Annotated in this window: 11 protein-coding genes; 3 read left to right on the top strand and 8 right to left on the bottom strand. The window is 69.4% G+C overall.

Annotated elements, in window-relative coordinates; genetic code table 11:
* Nucleotides 1-15: 15 nt before the first annotated feature.
* The 3 genes from ACFYZ3_RS35125 to ACFYZ3_RS35115 all read right to left on the bottom strand — a co-directional run bounded on the left by ACFYZ3_RS35125 (nt 16) and on the right by ACFYZ3_RS35115 (nt 6,702).
* Nucleotides 16-1,707: a protein kinase family protein gene (locus ACFYZ3_RS35125; RefSeq protein WP_388526520.1), complete on the bottom strand. Its 1,692-nt coding sequence runs from the start codon at nt 1,705-1,707 to the stop codon at nt 16-18.
* Between the two features lie 139 nt (nt 1,708-1,846).
* Nucleotides 1,847-4,276, bottom strand: coding sequence for a murein biosynthesis integral membrane protein MurJ (gene murJ, locus ACFYZ3_RS35120; protein ID WP_388526517.1), 2,430 nt, complete (start codon nt 4,274-4,276; stop codon nt 1,847-1,849).
* A gap of 44 nt (nt 4,277-4,320) precedes the next feature.
* Nucleotides 4,321-6,702: a DUF6049 family protein gene (locus tag ACFYZ3_RS35115; protein ID WP_388526514.1), complete on the bottom strand. Its 2,382-nt coding sequence runs from the start codon at nt 6,700-6,702 to the stop codon at nt 4,321-4,323.
* 224 nt (nt 6,703-6,926) lie between these two features.
* On the opposite strand from ACFYZ3_RS35115, the gene ACFYZ3_RS35110 reads away from it, so the two are divergent.
* Nucleotides 6,927-8,378, top strand: coding sequence for a CCA tRNA nucleotidyltransferase (locus ACFYZ3_RS35110; RefSeq protein ID WP_388526511.1), 1,452 nt, complete (start codon nt 6,927-6,929; stop codon nt 8,376-8,378).
* A gap of 102 nt (nt 8,379-8,480) precedes the next feature.
* On the opposite strand, the gene ACFYZ3_RS35105 is transcribed toward ACFYZ3_RS35110, so the two are convergent.
* The 4 genes from ACFYZ3_RS35105 to ACFYZ3_RS35090 all read right to left on the bottom strand — a co-directional run bounded on the left by ACFYZ3_RS35105 (nt 8,481) and on the right by ACFYZ3_RS35090 (nt 12,267).
* Complete coding sequence (locus ACFYZ3_RS35105) at nt 8,481-9,074, bottom strand: hypothetical protein (protein ID WP_388526508.1); 594 nt, start codon at nt 9,072-9,074, stop codon at nt 8,481-8,483.
* 31 nt (nt 9,075-9,105) lie between these two features.
* On the bottom strand, nt 9,106-10,383 hold the full coding sequence (locus ACFYZ3_RS35100; protein ID WP_388526505.1) for an MFS transporter: 1,278 nt from the start codon (nt 10,381-10,383) through the stop codon (nt 9,106-9,108).
* A 79-nt stretch (nt 10,384-10,462) separates the two neighbouring features.
* Nucleotides 10,463-11,545: an inositol-3-phosphate synthase gene (locus ACFYZ3_RS35095; RefSeq protein ID WP_361013789.1), complete on the bottom strand. Its 1,083-nt coding sequence runs from the start codon at nt 11,543-11,545 to the stop codon at nt 10,463-10,465.
* Nucleotides 11,546-11,589: 44 nt separating this feature from the next.
* On the bottom strand, nt 11,590-12,267 hold the full coding sequence (locus ACFYZ3_RS35090; RefSeq protein WP_361013786.1) for a helix-turn-helix transcriptional regulator: 678 nt from the start codon (nt 12,265-12,267) through the stop codon (nt 11,590-11,592).
* Nucleotides 12,268-12,931: 664 nt separating this feature from the next.
* Between ACFYZ3_RS35090 and ACFYZ3_RS35085 the strand changes: the two genes are divergently transcribed.
* Both ACFYZ3_RS35085 and ACFYZ3_RS35080 read left to right on the top strand, forming a co-directional pair.
* Entirely contained in the window at nt 12,932-15,319 is a 2,388-nt protein-coding gene (locus tag ACFYZ3_RS35085) for a transglycosylase domain-containing protein (protein ID WP_388526501.1), read from the top strand.
* A gap of 120 nt (nt 15,320-15,439) precedes the next feature.
* On the top strand, nt 15,440-16,948 hold the full coding sequence (locus ACFYZ3_RS35080; RefSeq protein WP_388526655.1) for a glycosyltransferase family 87 protein: 1,509 nt from the start codon (nt 15,440-15,442) through the stop codon (nt 16,946-16,948).
* 74 nt (nt 16,949-17,022) lie between these two features.
* Here ACFYZ3_RS35080 and ACFYZ3_RS35075 read toward each other — a convergent pair whose 3' ends face one another.
* Nucleotides 17,023-18,054, bottom strand: coding sequence for an alanine racemase (locus ACFYZ3_RS35075; RefSeq protein WP_003975028.1), 1,032 nt, complete (start codon nt 18,052-18,054; stop codon nt 17,023-17,025).
* Nucleotides 18,055-18,109: the final 55 nt, after the last annotated feature.

Here is an 18,109-nt window from a genome sequence, read left to right as displayed (position 1 = left end):
CCGCGGTAGGTGCCGTCAGCTGGTCACCTTGATGTCGGCGACACGGCCCCGGAACTGCCCGTCCGTCACGGGCAGCTTGGTCAGCCAGACCAGAAGGTAGCGGGTCTTCACCGCCTTGTCCGGCTTGAGGTCCACCGTCGTACCGTTTCCGCCGGCAACCTTCTCGTACCCTTCGAAGGACTGCGGTTCCGAGTCCGTGTCCCCGGCGGAACGGAGCTCCACCGAAGTGTCGCCACCGAACGTCAGAGCCACCTTGCCGACCTGCTGCACCTTGCCGAGGTCGACCACGATGCCCACACCCGGCTTCAACCGCCCGAAGTCGGCGCTCGCGTAGTGGCTCGTCTGCCAATAGCTTCCGGGGTCGCCGTCGTAGGCCTTGCCGACGTTCTCCGGGTACTCGGACCCGTCTGATCCGAACGGGTCGTAGTCGTGCGCCCCCGCGATGGTGATCGGTCGGCTGACCGGCTCCTTCGGACTCTTGTCGTTGTCGCCGTCCACCGTCTGCGTCTGGTTCGGGTCGTCGGCCTTGCCGCCCCGCTCCATCAGGGCGTCCGCGAGCTGCCAGCTGCCGAGTCCGAGTGCGGCGATCAGCAGAGCCGACACGCCCCACTTCAGGGCCTTGCCGGTGCGGCTCTGCAGCGGGGGCGGTGGCGCGGGCACGGGCTGGGTGGCACCGGGGCGCGGCGCCGGACGGCCGTACCCACCCTGCTGGTAGGCCGTGCGCTGGTACTGGGGCGGTGCGGTGTACGCCGGCTCCGGCGGGCGGATGCGGGGCATCTCGCCGATCGCCTTCACCAGTTCCTCCGGCGTGGTGCACGGGGACTCGTGCCGGGAAGCGGTGGCACCGTCGTTGGCGAGCGCCCGCATCGCCAGTTCGGACAGGCCGCGGTGGACGCCGGCGCGTACCTGGTCCGGCGGGATCAGCCCGATGTCCTTGGGCAGACCCGCCAGACCGTGCGCGTCGCTCTCGTAGGGCCAGCGCTGGGTGAGCGTGGCGTACAGCAGGGCTCCGATGGCCTCGGTGTCGGTGCGCTGCGGGGTGTCGGAACTGATGCCGCGCAGTGCGGCGTTGACGGCCAGCCCGCGGATCCGCCACTGGCCCGTCGACGTACGCAGCACCGCGTTGGGGCTCAGACGCAGATGGGCGAGGCCCTCCCGGTGCGCGGCCGCCATGGCCGACGCGATCTGACTGACCATCTGGTAGGCGTCGTACACCTCCAGCGGCCCGGCGGCGAGGAGAGCGGTCAGCTCGGTGGCATCGGGGAGCCACTCGTGCACGACGTAGACGAGGTCGTTGTCCTCGACGGCGTCCAGTACCTGGACGAAACGGGGATCGCCGAGCAGTGCGGACGAGCGTGCCGCGGCCAGCACGGACCGGGCGCGCGGGTGGTCCGCGGGGAGCAGGTGAACTCCGACGGCGCGGCGCAGCTTCTCGTCGACGGCCCGCCAACTGCTGAAGCCGTCCAGACGGGTGACGCATTCCTCGAGGCGGTAGCGTCTGGCGAGCTTGTGCCCGCTGTGCAGTTCGGGCGGCGAGGCCTTGCCGGGCTCCTCGCTCGTGGGGTTCCCCTGTGCCTCGTCGCTGTCCGTGTCCCGCTCCCGGTTGTTGGCCACCCCGTCGGCCGTGGACTGGTCCGCCTGTGCGGTCAGCGGCTCATCGCCGCTGTTGTCTGCCACGTCGACGGCAGCTGTGCTCCGTTCCGCCACCGTCGTTCCTGCCTCCCCATTCCGTGCGCGTCGGCCGACTTCCGATCCGCGCGTCCGACGCCGAACCCAATTGTGCCCACAGTCCGCCGCTAAGCACGACACACAGCGGCGAGCGATGGTTGTGCGCCTACCCCGGGTCTCAGCGTCCCAGGCGTCCGCGCACCATGCCGACCAGCGAGTTGACCTCTTCGATGCGCATGCGGCGGGCGGCGACGAAGAAGACACCGAACAGGAGCACTCCGCCGGCCAGCAGTGCGGCGAATGATCCCACGGCGCCCTGGCCGAGCGAGCGGCTGATCGCGTAGCAGGCGGCGCCACCGACCAGGGCGGCCGGGACGGACGCGATGCACAGCCGGGCGTACGTGCGCAGCACGCGTGCGCCGTCCAGGTCCCCGCCGAGCCGCTTGCGCAGCCTGCGCCAGGCGACGCCCACGCCGATCACGTAGGCCAGGCCGTAGGAGGCGGCCATGCCGACGACGGCCCAGCGCGAGGGCAGCAGGAGGAAACACAGGCCCGAGGCGGCGGCGTTGACCACGGCCACGATGACGGTGTTGTAGAAGGGCGTCCGGGTGTCCTCGTAGGCGTAGAAGGCACGCAGGACGACGTACTGCACGGAGTACGGGATGAGGCCAAGCCCGAAGGCCATCAGCATGTAGCCCATGTTGGTGGCTTCGCTGGTGCCCGAGGAGCCGAACATGAGCGTGCACATCGGGATGCCGAGCGCGACGAAACCGAAGGAGACCGGCACGATGGCCACGGCTGTCGTGCGCAGGCCCTGGGAGATGTCGTCCCGGACCGCTCCCCCGTCCTCCTCGGAAGCCGAGCGGGAGATGCGGGGCAGCAGGGCGGCCATCAGCGAAACGGTGATGATGGCCTGCGGCAGGCCCCAGATCAGCTGTGCGTTGGCGTAGGCCGCGAAACCGGTGCCGTCGACGGGCGAGGCCTTGCCCGCAGCGGTGGAGAGCTGGATGACGATCATGGCGCCCGCCTGGTTGGCCAGGACGAACAGGACCGTCCACTTGGCGAGGGTGATGGCCTTGCCCAGCCCGTGGCCCCTCCAGTCGAAGCGCAGCCGGAGCCGGAAACCCGTCTCCCGCAGGTACGGGATCATGGCCAGGGACTGCACGATGAGTCCCAGCAACACCCCGATGCCGAGCAGACGCTCGCCCTCCGGCGGGATGCTCGTCACCTTCATGCCCGAGGTTTCCGCGGTGCCGTAGACCCAGATGAACAGGCCGAGGGTCACGATGATGACGATGTTGTTCAGGACCGGGGTCCACATCATCGCGCCGAACCTGCCGCGGGCGTTGAGGACCTGCCCCATCACCACATGCAGGCCCATGAAGAAGATGGACGGCAGGAAATAGCGGACGAAGGTGATACCGACCTCGTTGGCGGCCGGGTCACTGGCGACGGGGTTGGACAGGAGCCGGATCAGCAGGGGCGCGGCCAAGACCGTGATCACTGTCAGCGCGCCCAGCGCGACCATGACGAGGGTCAGGAGGCGGTTGGCGAAGGCCTCGCCCCCGTCCTCGTCGTCCTTCATGGCTCGTACGAGCTGCGGAACGAAGACCGAGTTGAGACCGCCGCCGACGGTGAGGATGTAGATCATCGTGGGCAGCTGGTAGGCGACCTGGAACGTGTCGCCGAGCAGACCGACACCCAGAGCAGAGACGATCAGCGCCGACCGGACGAACCCGGTCAGTCGCGACACCATCGTGCCGGCCGCCATCACGGCGCTCGACTTCAGCAGGCCCCCCGCGCGCCCGCCCTTCTTGGGCGCGGCCCGGGTGGCCGCGGGCTCGGGCTCCTGGAGGGGAGCCTCGGCCGCCTCGGGGGTGGGGGCCACCGCGTACTGGCCGGGTGCGGGTGCCGCGTGGTGCCCGGGCGTCGGAGCGGGGTTCCCGTACTGAGCGGGGCCCCCGTACTGGCCGTGTGTCTGAGCGTTCCCGTACGGATCGGGCCCCTGGTGCCCGCCGTACTGGCCCGGCGGCGGTGGCGGTGGCGCGCCGTACTGGCCCGGCCCAGCCGCCCCGCCGTACGGCCCCGGCGCGGGTGCGGGGGCCGGTACGGCGGCCTGGTCGTCGTACGAGGGGTGGCCGCCGCCCTGCTGCTGGTCGCGGAACAGGTGCGCGAAGGCGTCCGGCTCGTGACGCTGGTCTCCGGCCTGGCCGACCAGGTCGTCCACGCCCACGAACTGCGTGGTCCGAGGGTCGTCGCCGTACGGCAGGTACTGCGTCGGCCCCTCCGGCTCCGGGGCCGGAGTCTGGGCCCACACGCGGGGATCGGGCGCGTAGGGCGACTGGGCGGGCTGGGAGTACAGCGGCTGCTGCGGCGGGTACGTGCCCGGGGGCGGCGGGGGGTGCGCGGCGCGGTCGTAGAGCGCCTCGGAGACCGGGTCCTGGGCGGAGAGGTCCTGGGCCCGGTAGGGATCCTGGTCGTAGGCGTCCTGGAGGTACATGTCCGCGGGCGGCTGCGGCGGCGTCTGGCCGGTGTCCGGCTGCGGGCCCTGGGGGTGACCCGAGCCGTCCGCGGCCTGACCGCGGTCACCGTCGTACGGCGCGTTCATGGTTACCCCACCTCATCGTCCCGGGCCGACCGGCCACGACATCCTCAACGGTCCACTCTCTCACCCGTGCCGGACGGGTCGTCGCTTTCCGCTGCGGTGTCCGGTGTCGGGTCACTCGGCTGCTCCGGATCGTCCTCGGCGTTCTCCGAAGCCTCCGACGGTCCGGAATCACCCTCCGCGGCCTCCTCGCCGTCCTCGCCCGCCTCGGCCTTCTCGGCCTTCTCGGCCTTCTCGGCGGCACGGGCCGCGGCGCGCTTGCGCTGCGTGTACATCCGGAAGCCGGCGAGGACGAGCAGCAGGACGCCGCCTCCGATGACGAGCATCACGGTGGCCGTGATCTCGGTGACCTTCACGTCGAAGGTGACCGGCTTGCCGTACGGCCGCCCGTCCGTCGTGTACAGCTGGGCGATCACCGTCGCCCGGCCGTTGGCGTTGGCCGACGTGGTGAACTTCACCGACTGGCTGTGGCCGCCGGAGACCGAGATCGGCTGCTCCTCGTAGCGGGCGCCGTCGATCTCGAGGCGGGTCGGGTTCGTCGAGGTGAGCCGCAGGACCAGCGGGCCGACGTCCTGCACCAGGTTGTTCTGCACGGTCACCGGGATGGTGGCGCTGCGGCCGGAGAGCTTCGTCTCCGACTTGTCGATCAGTCTGACCCGGCCGGTCAGCCCGTCGAGGTACCTCTTCACTCCGGCGCGGAACGACTCGGCCTCGGCGGCCCGGCCGCGCCACGACACGGACAGCTCCCGGTTCAGGGCGCGTCCGAAGGGGGTCACCACCCGGGACGGGTCCGAGAGCACGACCTTGAAGCTGTCCAACGCGTCCTGCGTTCGCGCGCTCTCCACGAACGCCGACCGGGGCAGCTCCTTCTTGCGCAGCGCCGACGGGTAGGAGGAGGTGCCCGGAACCTTGGTGGCGGCGTCCGGATCCGGCTTGGCCGCGGCGGCCGCCGCCAGCTTCTGGGACTGGGACCATGTGCCGCTCTGGAGGGCCCGCAGCCCTTCGGCCATGGCGCGCGCCTGGCTTCCGGAGGGCGTGCGCTGCGGGGCGATGACCACGCTGCGCTGCTTGTCGGTCTGGAGGCCCAGCCCCAGGCTCTGGGCGAGGAAGCGCTGCACGGCGAGCGTAGACGCGGACGCCGTCGTCAGGTCGCCCTCGAACGCCGTGGACATCCGGGCGTCCGCCACCACGGCCGTGGTGCCGCCGCCGATGGGGCGGGCGGCGGACGGTGTGTACGGCAGGGCGTCGGTCTCCTGGAGGCTGTCGCTGCGCGCGATCACCTTGTCGGCGCCCGCGGAGGTGGCGACCTTGACGATCGACCGGTCGACGGCGCCTTCCACGGGCCAGGCGAACTCGGTGTTCGGCTTCACATGGAGGATCGGCTCGACGGTGTTGGCGACGACGTCCGTCGCGTCCTTGAGCTGACTCAGCGAGCCGGTGACGTCCGTGCCGTTGTGGGCGAGGGACGCCAGGTCGGGGTCGGCGAAGGGGAGGGCGACGACCTCCTCGTCGGCCACCGCGTCCTGCAGGTCGGCGAGCCACTGCTTGGCGATCGTCTGGTGGGTGCCGGCGGTGGTCTGGTCCCCGTCCCGGACGCGATAGCTGCCCGTCATCGCGTCGACGGAGGCCAGCAGGTCCGGGTCGACCACCCAGGTGACGTCGAGATCCTTGCCCAGCGTCACCATCTGGTTCAAGCGGCCGCCGGGGGAGATCTCCTTGGCCAGGTCGTCATTGAGGAAGACCGGGGTCTGCTCCTCGTTCGGTCCCGTTTCGGCGGCCATGTGCGTCGTCGAGACGAGTGGCCACAGCGCCGTGGTCTTGGTCTTGGTGTCGGCCTGGTCGGGCTGCCAGGGCAGGAAGGTCCGCTGGATGCCGAGGATCTGCTCCCACGGCTGCGTGGAGGTCTCTCCGGACAGCGAGACCGCGAATTCGTAGACGCCGTCGCTGCCGAGGTTCAGCTCGTCGACCGGCACCGAGATGTTGAAGTGCTCCGCCACTCCGGGAGTGAGCTTGGAGAACTTCTCGGTGTACTTGTTGTCGATCTCCGGGGAGATGGAGCCCTGGAGATCGTCGCTGTCCTTGGCGATCGCGTCGACGGACGAGCGGGTGTCGAGCGGTGGGCCCACGCGCAGGCCCACATGGGCGTCGGTGACGGTCCGCTTGCCGTGATTGGTCACGGTGCCCGACACGGTCACCGTGTCCCCGTCCGTGGGCGCGGAGGGGGTGAGCGAGTCGACGGCCACGGCCACCGAGCCCGAGTCGGAGTCGGCCAGGGCAGCGGCCGCCTCCTCGGCGTGCGCCGAGCCGGCGGCGGGCAGCTGGACCAGACCGGCCAGCAGCGGCGCACCGGCGATCAGCGCCGTGGTGCGCCGGAGCCACCGGCGGGCAGGTGAGGCACTGGTCCCCTGGAAGTCTGCCGCCTCGGCCACGCGCTCGCCCGTCCCTCGTCGTGATCAGTGGTCGTCGGAATGTGCGTCCACGCATGGTAACGAGGTGCGCCGAGGGGAAGTGCCGCGGACTACGTCACAAGATCCGCTGCCGACCCGGGCTTCCCTCTATGTGCGCCTATAAAGGGAGCGGTACGAAAGCGGGGGATTCGGTGCGCGCTCCATGGGGCGCCCGTCTCCGCCGAGGCCACGTACCCTGTTTTGTTGTGCCGAACGCCAACGAAGTCAGCCCCAGTGTCCTGAGCCAGGAGCAGCACCGCGCGGCGGGTGAGCCGCTGCGGGTCGCCCCCGTCGCCGACGATCTCGCCCGCCGATTTCAGGAGGCCGGGTTCTCACTCGCCCTGGTCGGCGGCTCGGTCCGGGACGCCCTGCTCGGGCGGCTCGGCAACGATCTGGACTTCACCACCGACGCCCGGCCCCAGGACGTACTGAAGATCATGCGTCCGTGGGCGGACGCGGTCTGGGAGGTCGGGATCGCCTTCGGCACGGTCGGGGGGCAGAAGGACGGCTGGCAGATCGAGGTGACCACCTACCGCTCGGAGGCGTACGACCGCACCTCGCGCAAGCCCGAGGTGTCCTACGGCGACTCCATCGAGGAGGACCTCGTCCGGCGTGACTTCACGGTGAACGCGATGGCCGTCGCGCTTCCCGAGCAGGTGTTCATCGACCCGCACGGCGGACTCGACGACCTCGCGGCCCGGGTGCTGCGCACTCCGGGTACGCCCGAGGACTCCTTCTCGGACGACCCGCTGCGGATGATGCGGGCCGCGCGCTTCGCCGCGCAGCTCGACTTCGAGGTGGCGCCGGAGGTGGTCAAGGCCATGCACGACATGGCCGGGCGCATCGACATCGTCTCCGCCGAGCGGGTCCGGGAGGAGCTGAACAAGCTCATCCTCTCCCCTCACCCGCGCAAGGGACTGAGTCTGCTCGTGGAGACGGGCCTCGCCGAACGGGTCCTGCCCGAGCTGCCGGCCCTGCGGCTGGAGCGGGACGAGCACCACCGGCACAAGGACGTCTACGACCACACCCTCATCGTCCTGGAGCAGGCGATGGCCCTGGAGAGCGAGGGACCCGACCTGACCCTTCGTCTGGCCGCCCTGCTGCACGACATCGGCAAGCCGCGCACCCGCCGCTTCGAGAAGGACGGCAGGGTCTCGTTCCATCACCACGAGGTGGTCGGGGCCAAGATGACGAAGAAGCGCATGGTCGCGCTCAAGTACTCCAACGACCTGGTGAGGGACGTCTCACGCCTCGTCGAGCTGCATCTGCGCTTCCACGGCTACGGCACGGGCGAGTGGACGGACTCCGCGGTCCGCCGCTACGTCCGGGACGCCGGGCCGCTGCTCGACCGACTCCACAAGCTGACGCGGTCGGACTGCACGACGCGCAACAAGCGCAAGGCTGCGGCCCTCTCCCGCGCGTACGACGGTCTGGAGGAACGGATCGCGCAGCTTCAGGAGCAGGAGGAGCTCGACGCGATCCGCCCGGACCTGGACGGCAACCAGATCATGGAGATCCTCGGAGTCCGCCCTGGACCGGCCGTCGGGCAGGCGTACAAGCACCTGCTGGAGCTTCGCCTGGAGAACGGGCCGATGGAGCACGACGCGGCGGTCGCGGCGCTGAAGGAGTGGTGGGCTCAGCACCCGGACAACGCATGAGAACGGGCGGCACGTTTCACGTGAAACGTGCCGCCCGCCGGGTCATGTTTCACGTGAAACATGACCGTGAAGCAGGAGGGGAGAGGACTCTCTCCCCTCAGGTCAGGCGTCGCCGAGGCAGAGCAGGAACTCTTCACCGTCGCCGGTCTCGGCGTAGAAGCCGGTGGCTCCCTCGACCTTCCGGCACTCAGTCTCGGCGGTCAGCGACGTGAAGTGGCCCTTCACCTTCGACAGCACCTTGCCCTCGGCCTCCGAGGAGGAGCAGTCCACGACCTCCATGCGGTCCGAGGAGGACGACGCGGACTTCAGGCAGTCACCTACGCCGGCCTGGTCGGCGTCGTCCCGGCTGGCGATGTAACCGCCGACCGCGACACCCACGACGACCACCGCGATGACGATGTTCTTGATCGTCTTGAAGCTCGGCTTGCGGCGGGCCGGCTGCGGCGGCACCGGGGCGTACGGCGCGCCCTGCTGCGGGAAGCCGGGCTGACCGGGCTGGCCGGCCTGCTGCGGGAAGCCCGGCTGCCCCTGGGCGTAGGGGTTCTGACCCTGAGGCTGCTGCGGAGCCTGCGGCTGGTTCTGCGCGAACGGGTTGCCCTGGGGCGGCGGCTGGGTGGTCACTGGGGGTCCCCCTGAAATAGGTGCGTGTCGCGGACATGCCGCGAGATAAGACGCACGTAAGCTACCGGGTCCCACTGACAACTCTGTAGTCCGGTGGGGCTCTGTGTCACTGATGTGACACTTGCCGGCTCTCAAACCGGGCCATAGCTGCCGCAACCCCTCCGTAGATCACGGCGACCGTCACGACCAGCGTCACCGACCGGCCGTCCGGCGGCAGCATGAGCGCGGCCACCCCGGCCGCGCCGACGAAGGCCACGTTGAACAGCACGTCGTAGACGGAGAAGATCCGGCCCCGGAAGGTGTCGTCGACCGAGGACTGCACGACCGTGTCGGTCGCGATCTTCGCCCCCTGTGTCGTCAGGCCCAGCACGAACGCGGCGGCGAGCAGGGGCGCCGTTGCGAACGGCAGGCCCAGTGCCGGCACCAGCACGGTGGCGACCGCCGCGCACACGGCCATCCAGCGGCCGGGCCCCAGTCGCCCCGCCGCCCAGGGGGTGACCACCGCCGCCGCGAAGAAGCCCGCCCCGGAAACCCCCAGCGCCAGCCCCAGCAGGGCGAGTCCCTCGTCCGTGTCCGAGGCCAGGGAGTACCGGCACAGCATCAGCAGCATGACCAGCAGGGCGCCGTAGCAGAACCGCATCAGCGTCATGCCCGCGAGAGCCCAGGCCGCTTCCCGGCGGGCGGGGGCGGCTAGGTGACGCACGCCCGCCGCCAGGTCGCGGACGGTGCTGTTGAGTGCCGAGGTCAGCCTGGGCGGTACGAGTGCCGGGTCGGGGCCCAGCAGTTCCACGGCGATCCGCAGCGAGGCCAGGGCTCCGCACAGATAGAGGCCGGCGCCGAGCAGTACCACGGCGGCGTCGGAGTCCGAGACCACGAGGCGTACGACGAAGGCGAGGCCGCCGCCCGCCGTGGCGGCCAGCGTGCCGGCCGTCGGGGAGAGCGAGTTGGCGATCACCAGTCGTTCGGCGTCGACCACCCGGGGCAGCGCGGCGGACAGGCCCGCGAGCACGAAGCGGTTGACGGCCGTGACACAGAGGGCGGAGACGTAGAAGAGCCAGTCGGGGACGGAGGCGATCATCAAAGCCGCCGTCACCGTGGCCAGCACGGCGCGCAGCAGGTTGCCGTACAGGAAGACCTGGCGGCGGCGCCACCGGTCCAGCAGGACACCGGCGAACGGGCCCACCAGGGAGTAAGGGAGCAGCAGGACCGCCATCGCGGAGGCGATCGCGGCGGGCGAGGTCTGCTTCTCCGGGGAGAACACGACGTAGGTGGCGAGCGCGACCTGGTAGACGCCGTCGGCGCCCTGGGAGAGCAGGCGAACGGCGAGCAGGCGCCGAAACCCCTTCAGGCGCAGCAGGACGCGCAGGTCACGGACGACGGCCATGGGGCACAGCCTCACATACGGGAAGGGTCCCCGGGTCATGCGACCCGGGGACCCTCGGCAGACCGGGGTCAGCGGCTGATCAGCGCTCGACCTCGCCCGCGATGAACTTCTCGACGTTGGCGCGGGCCTCGTCGTCGAAGTACTGGACCGGCGGGGACTTCATGAAGTAGCTCGACGCGGACAGGATCGGGCCGCCGATGCCGCGGTCCTTGGCGATCTTCGCGGCGCGCAGGGCGTCGATGATGACACCGGCCGAGTTCGGGGAGTCCCAGACCTCGAGCTTGTACTCCAGGTTCAACGGGACGTCGCCGAAGGCGCGGCCCTCGAGGCGGACGTAGGCCCACTTGCGGTCGTCCAGCCAGGCGACGTAGTCGGACGGGCCGATGTGGACGTTGTCCGCACCCAGGTCGCGGTCGGGGATCTGGGAGGTGACGGCCTGCGTCTTGGAGATCTTCTTGGACTCCAGGCGCTCGCGCTCGAGCATGTTCTTGAAGTCCATGTTGCCGCCGACGTTCAGCTGCATCGTGCGGTCCAGGACGACGCCCCGGTCCTCGAACAGCTTCGCCATGACGCGGTGCGTGATGGTGGCGCCGACCTGCGACTTGATGTCGTCGCCGACGATCGGGACGCCCGCCTCGGTGAACTTGTCCGCCCACTCCTTGGTGCCGGCGATGAAGACCGGGAGGGCGTTGACGAAGGCGACCTTGGCGTCGATGGCGCACTGGGCGTAGTACTTCGCCGCGACCTCGGAACCGACGGGCAGGTAGCAGACCAGAACGTCGACCTGCTTGTCCTTGAGGATCTGGACGACGTCGACCGGCGCCTCGGCGGACTCCTCGATGGTCTGGCGGTAGTACTTGCCGAGACCGTCGTGGGTGTGGCCGCGCTGGACCTGGACGCCGCTGTTCGGCACGTCGCAGATCTTGATGGTGTTGTTCTCGGAGGCGCCGATGGCGTCCGCGAGATCCAGGCCGACCTTCTTGGCGTCCACGTCGAAGGCGGCGACGAACTCGATGTCACTGACGTGGTAGTCGCCGAACTGGACGTGCATCAGGCCGGGGACCTTGGCCGCCGGGTCGGCGTCCTTGTAGTACTCGACGCCCTGCACCAGCGATGCGGCGCAGTTGCCCACACCGACGATGGCTACGCGAACCGAACCCATTCCGGTTGCTCCCTGTGTGTACGAGTGAGGCCCTGACTGGGCGCTCACGTGGCGGTGTCGCCGGGCGTATCCGGCCGGGGATCGTTCCCCGGCCGGGGCAGGCCGCCCGTCGCTCCAGATGTCGTGTCCTGTTGAGCGGTCCCCTCGGTGGCGGAACCCCTGAGGTCCCGCCCCGCCCGCTCGCTCTCGATGAGCTCGTTCAGCCAGCGCACTTCGCGCTCCACGGACTCCATTCCGTGGCGCTGCAGCTCAAGCGTGTAGTCGTCGAGTCGCTCCCGGGTGCGGGCCAGTGCGGCCCGCATCTTCTCCAGGCGCTCCTCCAGCCGGCTGCGCCGGCCCTCGAGCACGCGCATGCGTACGTCTCGCGACGTCTGCCCGAAGAACGCGAAGCGGGCGGCGAAGGTCTCGTCGTCGTACGCGTCCGGGCCCGTCTGGGAGAGGAGCTGCTCGAAATGTTCCTTACCGTCGGCCGTCAACCGGTAGACGATCTTGGCGCGGCGTCCCGTGAGGGAAGCGGCGGCCTCACCGACGTTCCCCGGTTCCTCGATCAACCAGCCGTTGGCGACCAGCGTCTTGAGGCAGGGGTAGAGCGTCCCGTAGCTGAACGCCCGGAACACACCCAGTGACGTGTTGAGCCGTTTACGCAGCTCGTAGCCGTGCATCGGGGACTCGCGGAGCAGGCCGAGTACGGCGAACTCGAGGATGCCGGATCTCCGGCTCATCGTCGCCTCCTCTCGCCCTTATGCCGCGCTGATGTATCGAGTCGATACATCAGCACGATAGAACGAGCTTCTGCGTGCGACAAGAGGGGAACTGGTGAACGGGATCACATCAGGGTTTCATCGCGAGCAAGTTGCCTGATTTGAGGTGAACTTCGGGCCTCGGGGGTTTTGACGGTGCGTAGTGTGTGCGCCATGCAAACCACCGGGAACCGAGTGACGTCTGGGGGCGTCCCTGTCCCCGGTGCAGTACGGGTGAATGCGGAAGGGGCCGCATCCGTACTTCGGGGGGACCGGAAACCAGCCGCCTTTACCAGGCGCGCAAAGGTGCGCCTGCCCGAGGAGTAGTCGTTCGATGAGCGAGCACCGTCGCAAACCGCCGCAGCCGCAGGGAGGCGGACGTGCCGCGGCCCGACGCGGTCAGTCCGGCTCGTCCTCCGGCCGCCGTGCGGCACCGCGAGGCGCCACAGGGTCTCCGTCCGGCTCGTACGGTCCGGAGAACGAGGAGCGTGTGTACGGGAGCCGCGCCGAAGCCCGGCGCGCGGCACAGCGGAACGGGGGCGGCCGTCGCAGAGCGGCCGAGCCGGGCCGCGGCGGCCGGCGCGGGGCACCCGGCGGCCCGGCAGGGCCCGGGCGAGGCCGGGCCGCGGCGCCCGGCAAGAAGCGCATGATCGACTACCCGCGCCACGACAGGGACGGGTGGCAGCGCTGGGTGCCCTCCTGGAGGCTCGTCTCCGGGCTGTGCATCGCGTTCTTCGGCTGCCTGGTCGGCGCCGCCGGCCTTGCCTACGCCATGGTGAGCGTCCCCGTCATCGACGAGAGTGCCACGGCGCAGAACAACGTCTACTACTGGGCCGACAACACCCAGATGGTGGCCACGGGCGGCGACCGCAACCGCCAGAGCGTCGATCTCTCGCAGATTCCCAAGGCGATGCGCAATGCCGTCATCTCGCAGGAGAACAAGACGTTCTACTCCGACAGCGGCATCGACCCCAAGGGCATCGCCCGCGCCGTGTTCAACATGGCCAAGGGTGGTGAGACGCAGGGTGGCTCCACCATCACCCAGCAGTACGTGAAGAACGCGATGCTGAACGACCAGTCGCAGACGGTCTCCCGGAAGGTCAAGGAGATCTTCGTCTCGATCAAGGTCGGCGCCGAGGAGCCGAAGGACAAGATCCTCGAGGGCTACCTGAACTCCGCCTACTACGGCCGCGGCGCCTACGGCATCCAGGCGGCCGCACGGGCGTACTTCAACGTCGACGCCGTCGACCTCAACCCGGGGCAGTGCGCCTTCCTGTCGGCGGTGCTCAAGGGCGCCACGTACTACGACCCGGCGGGCTCGATCGCGATCGACCCGGCGGCCACGCCGGAGGCGAACAAGAAGCGGGCCCAGTCCCAGATGCAGGACACCCTCGACAAGATGGTGGAGTACGGGCATCTGAGCCAGGCGGAGCGGGCCAAGTACACCGAACTCCCCACCACGCGGAACCCGCAGTCGAACGCGAACCTGGGCGGCCAGATCGGCTACCTCGTCAGGCTCGCCAAGGCCTCCGTGGTCAGGAGCGGCGCGGTGACGGAGCAGCAGCTGGAGAAGGGCGGCTACTCGATCTACACGACCTTCGACAAGAAGAAGGTCAACGAGATGGAGAAGGCCGTCCAGAAGGTCTACAAGGAGAAGATCGACCCCAAGAAGCGGCCCGAGAAGGACACGCACGTCCAGTTCGGCGGGGCGTCCATCGACACCAGGACCGGGGCCATCAAGGCCATCTACGGTGGCCAGGACGCCACCAAGCACTTCACCAACAACGCCGACGTGACCGGTGCCCAGGTCGGTTCGACGTTCAAGCCGTTCGTGCTCGCGGCTGCGATGAAGTGGGGCGTGCGCGACCCGGACCTCGGTCCGGTCCAGGCCCAGGACGAGCGCACCGTCGTCTCCCCCAAGAGCCTCTACAGCGGCAAGAACGACCTGAAGATCAATAACTATGACGGGTCGATCTGGGAGAACGAGAAGGGCGAGCAGTGGCGTCAGGAGAACGACGGTCAGGACGACGTCGGCAGCCCGCCGGACTACAAGATCGACCTCCGTGAGGCGATGCGGGAGTCGGTGAACTCCGCCTTCGTGCAGCTCGGCATGGATGTCGGTCTGGACAAGGTGAAGGAGTCCGCCGAAGACGCGGGACTCCTGGAGGACAGCCTGGCCGGCGCCGGCTACCCGTCCTTCTCCATCGGTGTCTCGGACCCCAGCGCCATCCGCATGGCCGGCGCGTACGCCACCTTCGCCGACAGCGGCAAGCAGCGCGAGCCGTACTCCGTCACGAAGGTGACGAACAAGGACGGCACGCTCTACACGCACAAGGTCGAGGAGAAGCAGGCGTTCACGGCGAAGGTCGCGGACAATGTGACGGACGTCCTGAAGACCGTCGTCGAGAAGGGAACGGGCTCCAACGCCCAGTTGCCCGGACGTGAGGTGGCCGGCAAGACCGGTACCACCGACGGCAACAAGTCCGCGTGGTTCGTCGGCTACACCCCGCAGCTGTCGACCGCGATCAGCATGTACCGCTACCCGGACGACGAGACCATCAAGGACCGCACGTTCCTGGAGATGTTCGGGACCGGTGGCGAGAAGAAGATCCACGGTGCCTCCTTCCCGTCCACGATCTGGCAGGACTACATGTCCGACGCGGTCAAGGGCATGAAGGTGGAGAGGTTCCCGAAGCCGGAGCCCATCGGCGAGGTCATCAACGACACCCCGTCGCCCACTCCGACTCCCTCCCCCTCTCCTTCCGCGTCCGAGACCGAGGAAGTGAGCCCGTCGCCGAGTCCGTCGCCCAGCGACACGCAGAACAGTCCCTCCCCTCCCGCGCCGACTGAGACGTGCGATTTCTGGGACATCAACTGCGGCAACGGGAACAACGGCGGCAACGACAACGGAGGCAATGGACCGGGCGGCTCCGAGGGGAGTCAATCGCCTTCTCCCTCGGCCACCGAGACAGAGGGAGAAGGCGACAGCAGCGGAAACAGTCGTGGAAACACCATCTGGGGTGCGAACGGCTAGCCGAAGAGTCCCGAGCAGGGGTGTTTCACGTGAAACACCCGCACGTTCCACGTGAAACAGGGGCCGCCGCATCCACGAGGGTGCGGCGGCCCCGTCGTGTTCTCAGCCTCGTACGGCAGGATGTGCCCCATGCCCAGTGCAGAATCGACGCCAGCGAGCGTGCACGAGCCGGACCCGGTGCGGCCGACCACGGAGGACACGGTCGCCGCAGCCGGCAGCGAGCTGATCGGCGGCCCGCTGGGACGACGTGCCCTGCTCGGTACGTCCTGGTGGACCCCCGTGCGGGTGATCGCGCTCGTGGCGATCGGCATGTTCGCCCTAGGACTGGTCCAGAAGGCGCCCTGCTACAACGGGGCCTGGTTCTTCGGAGCCAGCTCCCAGTACACGCACGCCTGCTACTCGGACATCCCGCACCTCTACCAGGGCCGCGGCTTCGTCGACGGGCTCGTGCCGTACTTCGACAAGCTCCCCGGCGACATGGAGTACCTGGAGTACCCCGTGCTGACCGGCCTGTTCATGGAGGTCGCGTCCTGGCTCACGCCGGGCAGCGGCAGCATCCAGCACCAGGAACAGTGGTACTGGATGGTCAACGCCGGGATGCTCATGGTCTGTGCGGCCGTGATCGCCGTCTGCGTGACCCGCACGCACACCCGGCGCCCCTGGGACGGGCTGCTGGTCGCCCTGGCCCCCGCCTTCGCGCTGACCGCCACCGTCAACTGGGACCTGCTGGCCGTCGCCCTGACGGCCGCCGCCGTCCTCATGTGGTCCCGGCAGCGTCCGCTGGCCTTCGGCGTGCTGCTGGGCCTGGCCACGGCCGCCAAGCTCTACCCCTTCCTCATCCTCGGGCCCCTGCTCGTCCTGTGCTGGCGTGCGGGCAAATGGCGGGCGTTCGGAACGGCGCTGGGGGGTGCGGCCGTCGCCTGGCTCGTGGTGAACCTGCCGGTGATGCTCTACGCCTTCGACGGCTGGTCGAAGTTCTACACGTTCAGCCAGGAACGGGGCGTGGACTTCGGGTCCTTCTGGCTGATCCTCGTCCAGAACTCCGACAACCCGCCCAGCACCGAGACCGTCAACACCCTCGCCACGCTTCTGATGCTGCTGTGCTGCGGCGCCGTCGCGGCGCTCACGCTGACCGCCCCCCGACGCCCGCGGTTCGCCCAGCTCGCCTTCCTGATCGTCGCGGCGTTCATCCTCACCAACAAGGTCTACTCACCGCAGTACGTGCTCTGGCTGGTGCCGCTGGCCGCACTGGCCCGGCCGAAGTGGCGGGACTTCCTGATCTGGCAGGCGTGCGAGGTCGCCTACTTCCTCGGTATCTGGATGTACCTCGCGTACACGACCAGCGGCGACGCCCACAAGGGATTGCCGACGGACGGCTACCACTGGGCCATCGGCCTGCACCTGTTGGGAACGCTGTTCCTCTGCGCCATGGTCGTGCGCGACATCCTGATGCCGGACCGGGACCCGGTCCGGCGGACGGGTGACGACGACCCGTCGGGCGGTGTGCTGGACGGTGCGGAGGACGTCTTCGTCCTGGGCCCCGCGGCTCGGACCGAGCGGCCCACGGCCCACTTCGAGGGGCCCCAGGTGCACTGGGGCAAGGGCCGGCAGCCGAACGGTTCGCTCTGAGCGAGCGTGTGAAGGGCCGTACACGAGGATCACGAAGACGTCGTGTACGGCCCTCTCGGCGGCGGAGCCGCTCGCTAGCGATCGAGGATGCGGTCGAACTGCGTGGTGGTGTGCCGAAGATGGGCCACCAGCTCGTCACCCACCTGGGGCTCCGACGCGTCCGAGGGCACGAAAAGGATCGACACCTGCATGTGCGGCGGCTCCGCGAACCAACGCTGCTTGCCGCTCCAGACGAACGGCGAGAGATTCCGGTTGACCGTGGCGAGACCGGCCCGGGCGACACCCTTGGCGCGCGGCATGACGCCGTGCAGCGCCTTCGGGGCCTCCAGCCCCACCCCGTGGGACGTACCGCCCGCCACGACGACCAGGAAGCCGTCCGAGGCGGCCTTCTGCTGCCGGTAGCCGAAACGCTCGCCCTTGGCGACGCGCGTGACGTCCAGGACGGCGCCGCGGTACTCGGTTGCCTCGTGGTCCCCCAGCCACAGCCGGGTGCCGATCCGGGCGCGGAAGCGGGTCTGCGGGAACTGCTGCTGGAGCCGGGCCAGCTCGTCGGCCTTGAGATGGCTGACGAACATGGTGTGCAGCGGCAGCCGGGCCGCCCGCAGCCGGTCCATCCAGCCGATGACCTCCTCGACGGCGTCCGAGCCGTCGGTACGGTCCAGCGGCAGGTGGATGGCGAAGCCCTCCAGCCGGACGTTCTCTATGGCGGCGTGCAGCTGCGGCAGGTCCTGCTCGCTGATGCCGTGCCGCTTCATCGAGGACATCACCTCGATGACCACGCGCGCGCCCACCAGGCCGTACACGCCGTCGATGGACGACACCGAGCGCACGACCCGGTCGGGCAGCGGAACGGGCTCCTCACCGCGCCGGTACGGCGTGAGGACCAGCAGGTCGCCGCCGAAGAAGTCCTTGATCCGGGCGGCCTCGTAGGTGGTGCCGACGGCCAGCACGTCCGAGCCCAGCCGCGTGGCCTCCTCCGCCAGCCGCTCGTGACCGAATCCGTAGCCGTTGCCCTTGCAGACCGGGACCAGTCCGGGGAACTGCTCCTGCACGTGCTTGTGGTGCGCCCGCCAGCGCGCGGTGTCGACGTAGAGCGTGAGCGCCATGGCCGGACCTGGAACCTTTCTCGTGGCTGTCAGAGGTGCGGATCGGGGATGGGCT

This window comes from Streptomyces sp. NPDC001599 (assembly GCF_042893535.1).
Classification (GTDB): Bacteria; Actinomycetota; Actinomycetes; order Streptomycetales; family Streptomycetaceae; genus Streptomyces.
This window is presented reverse-complemented; position numbering and strand designations above follow the sequence as displayed.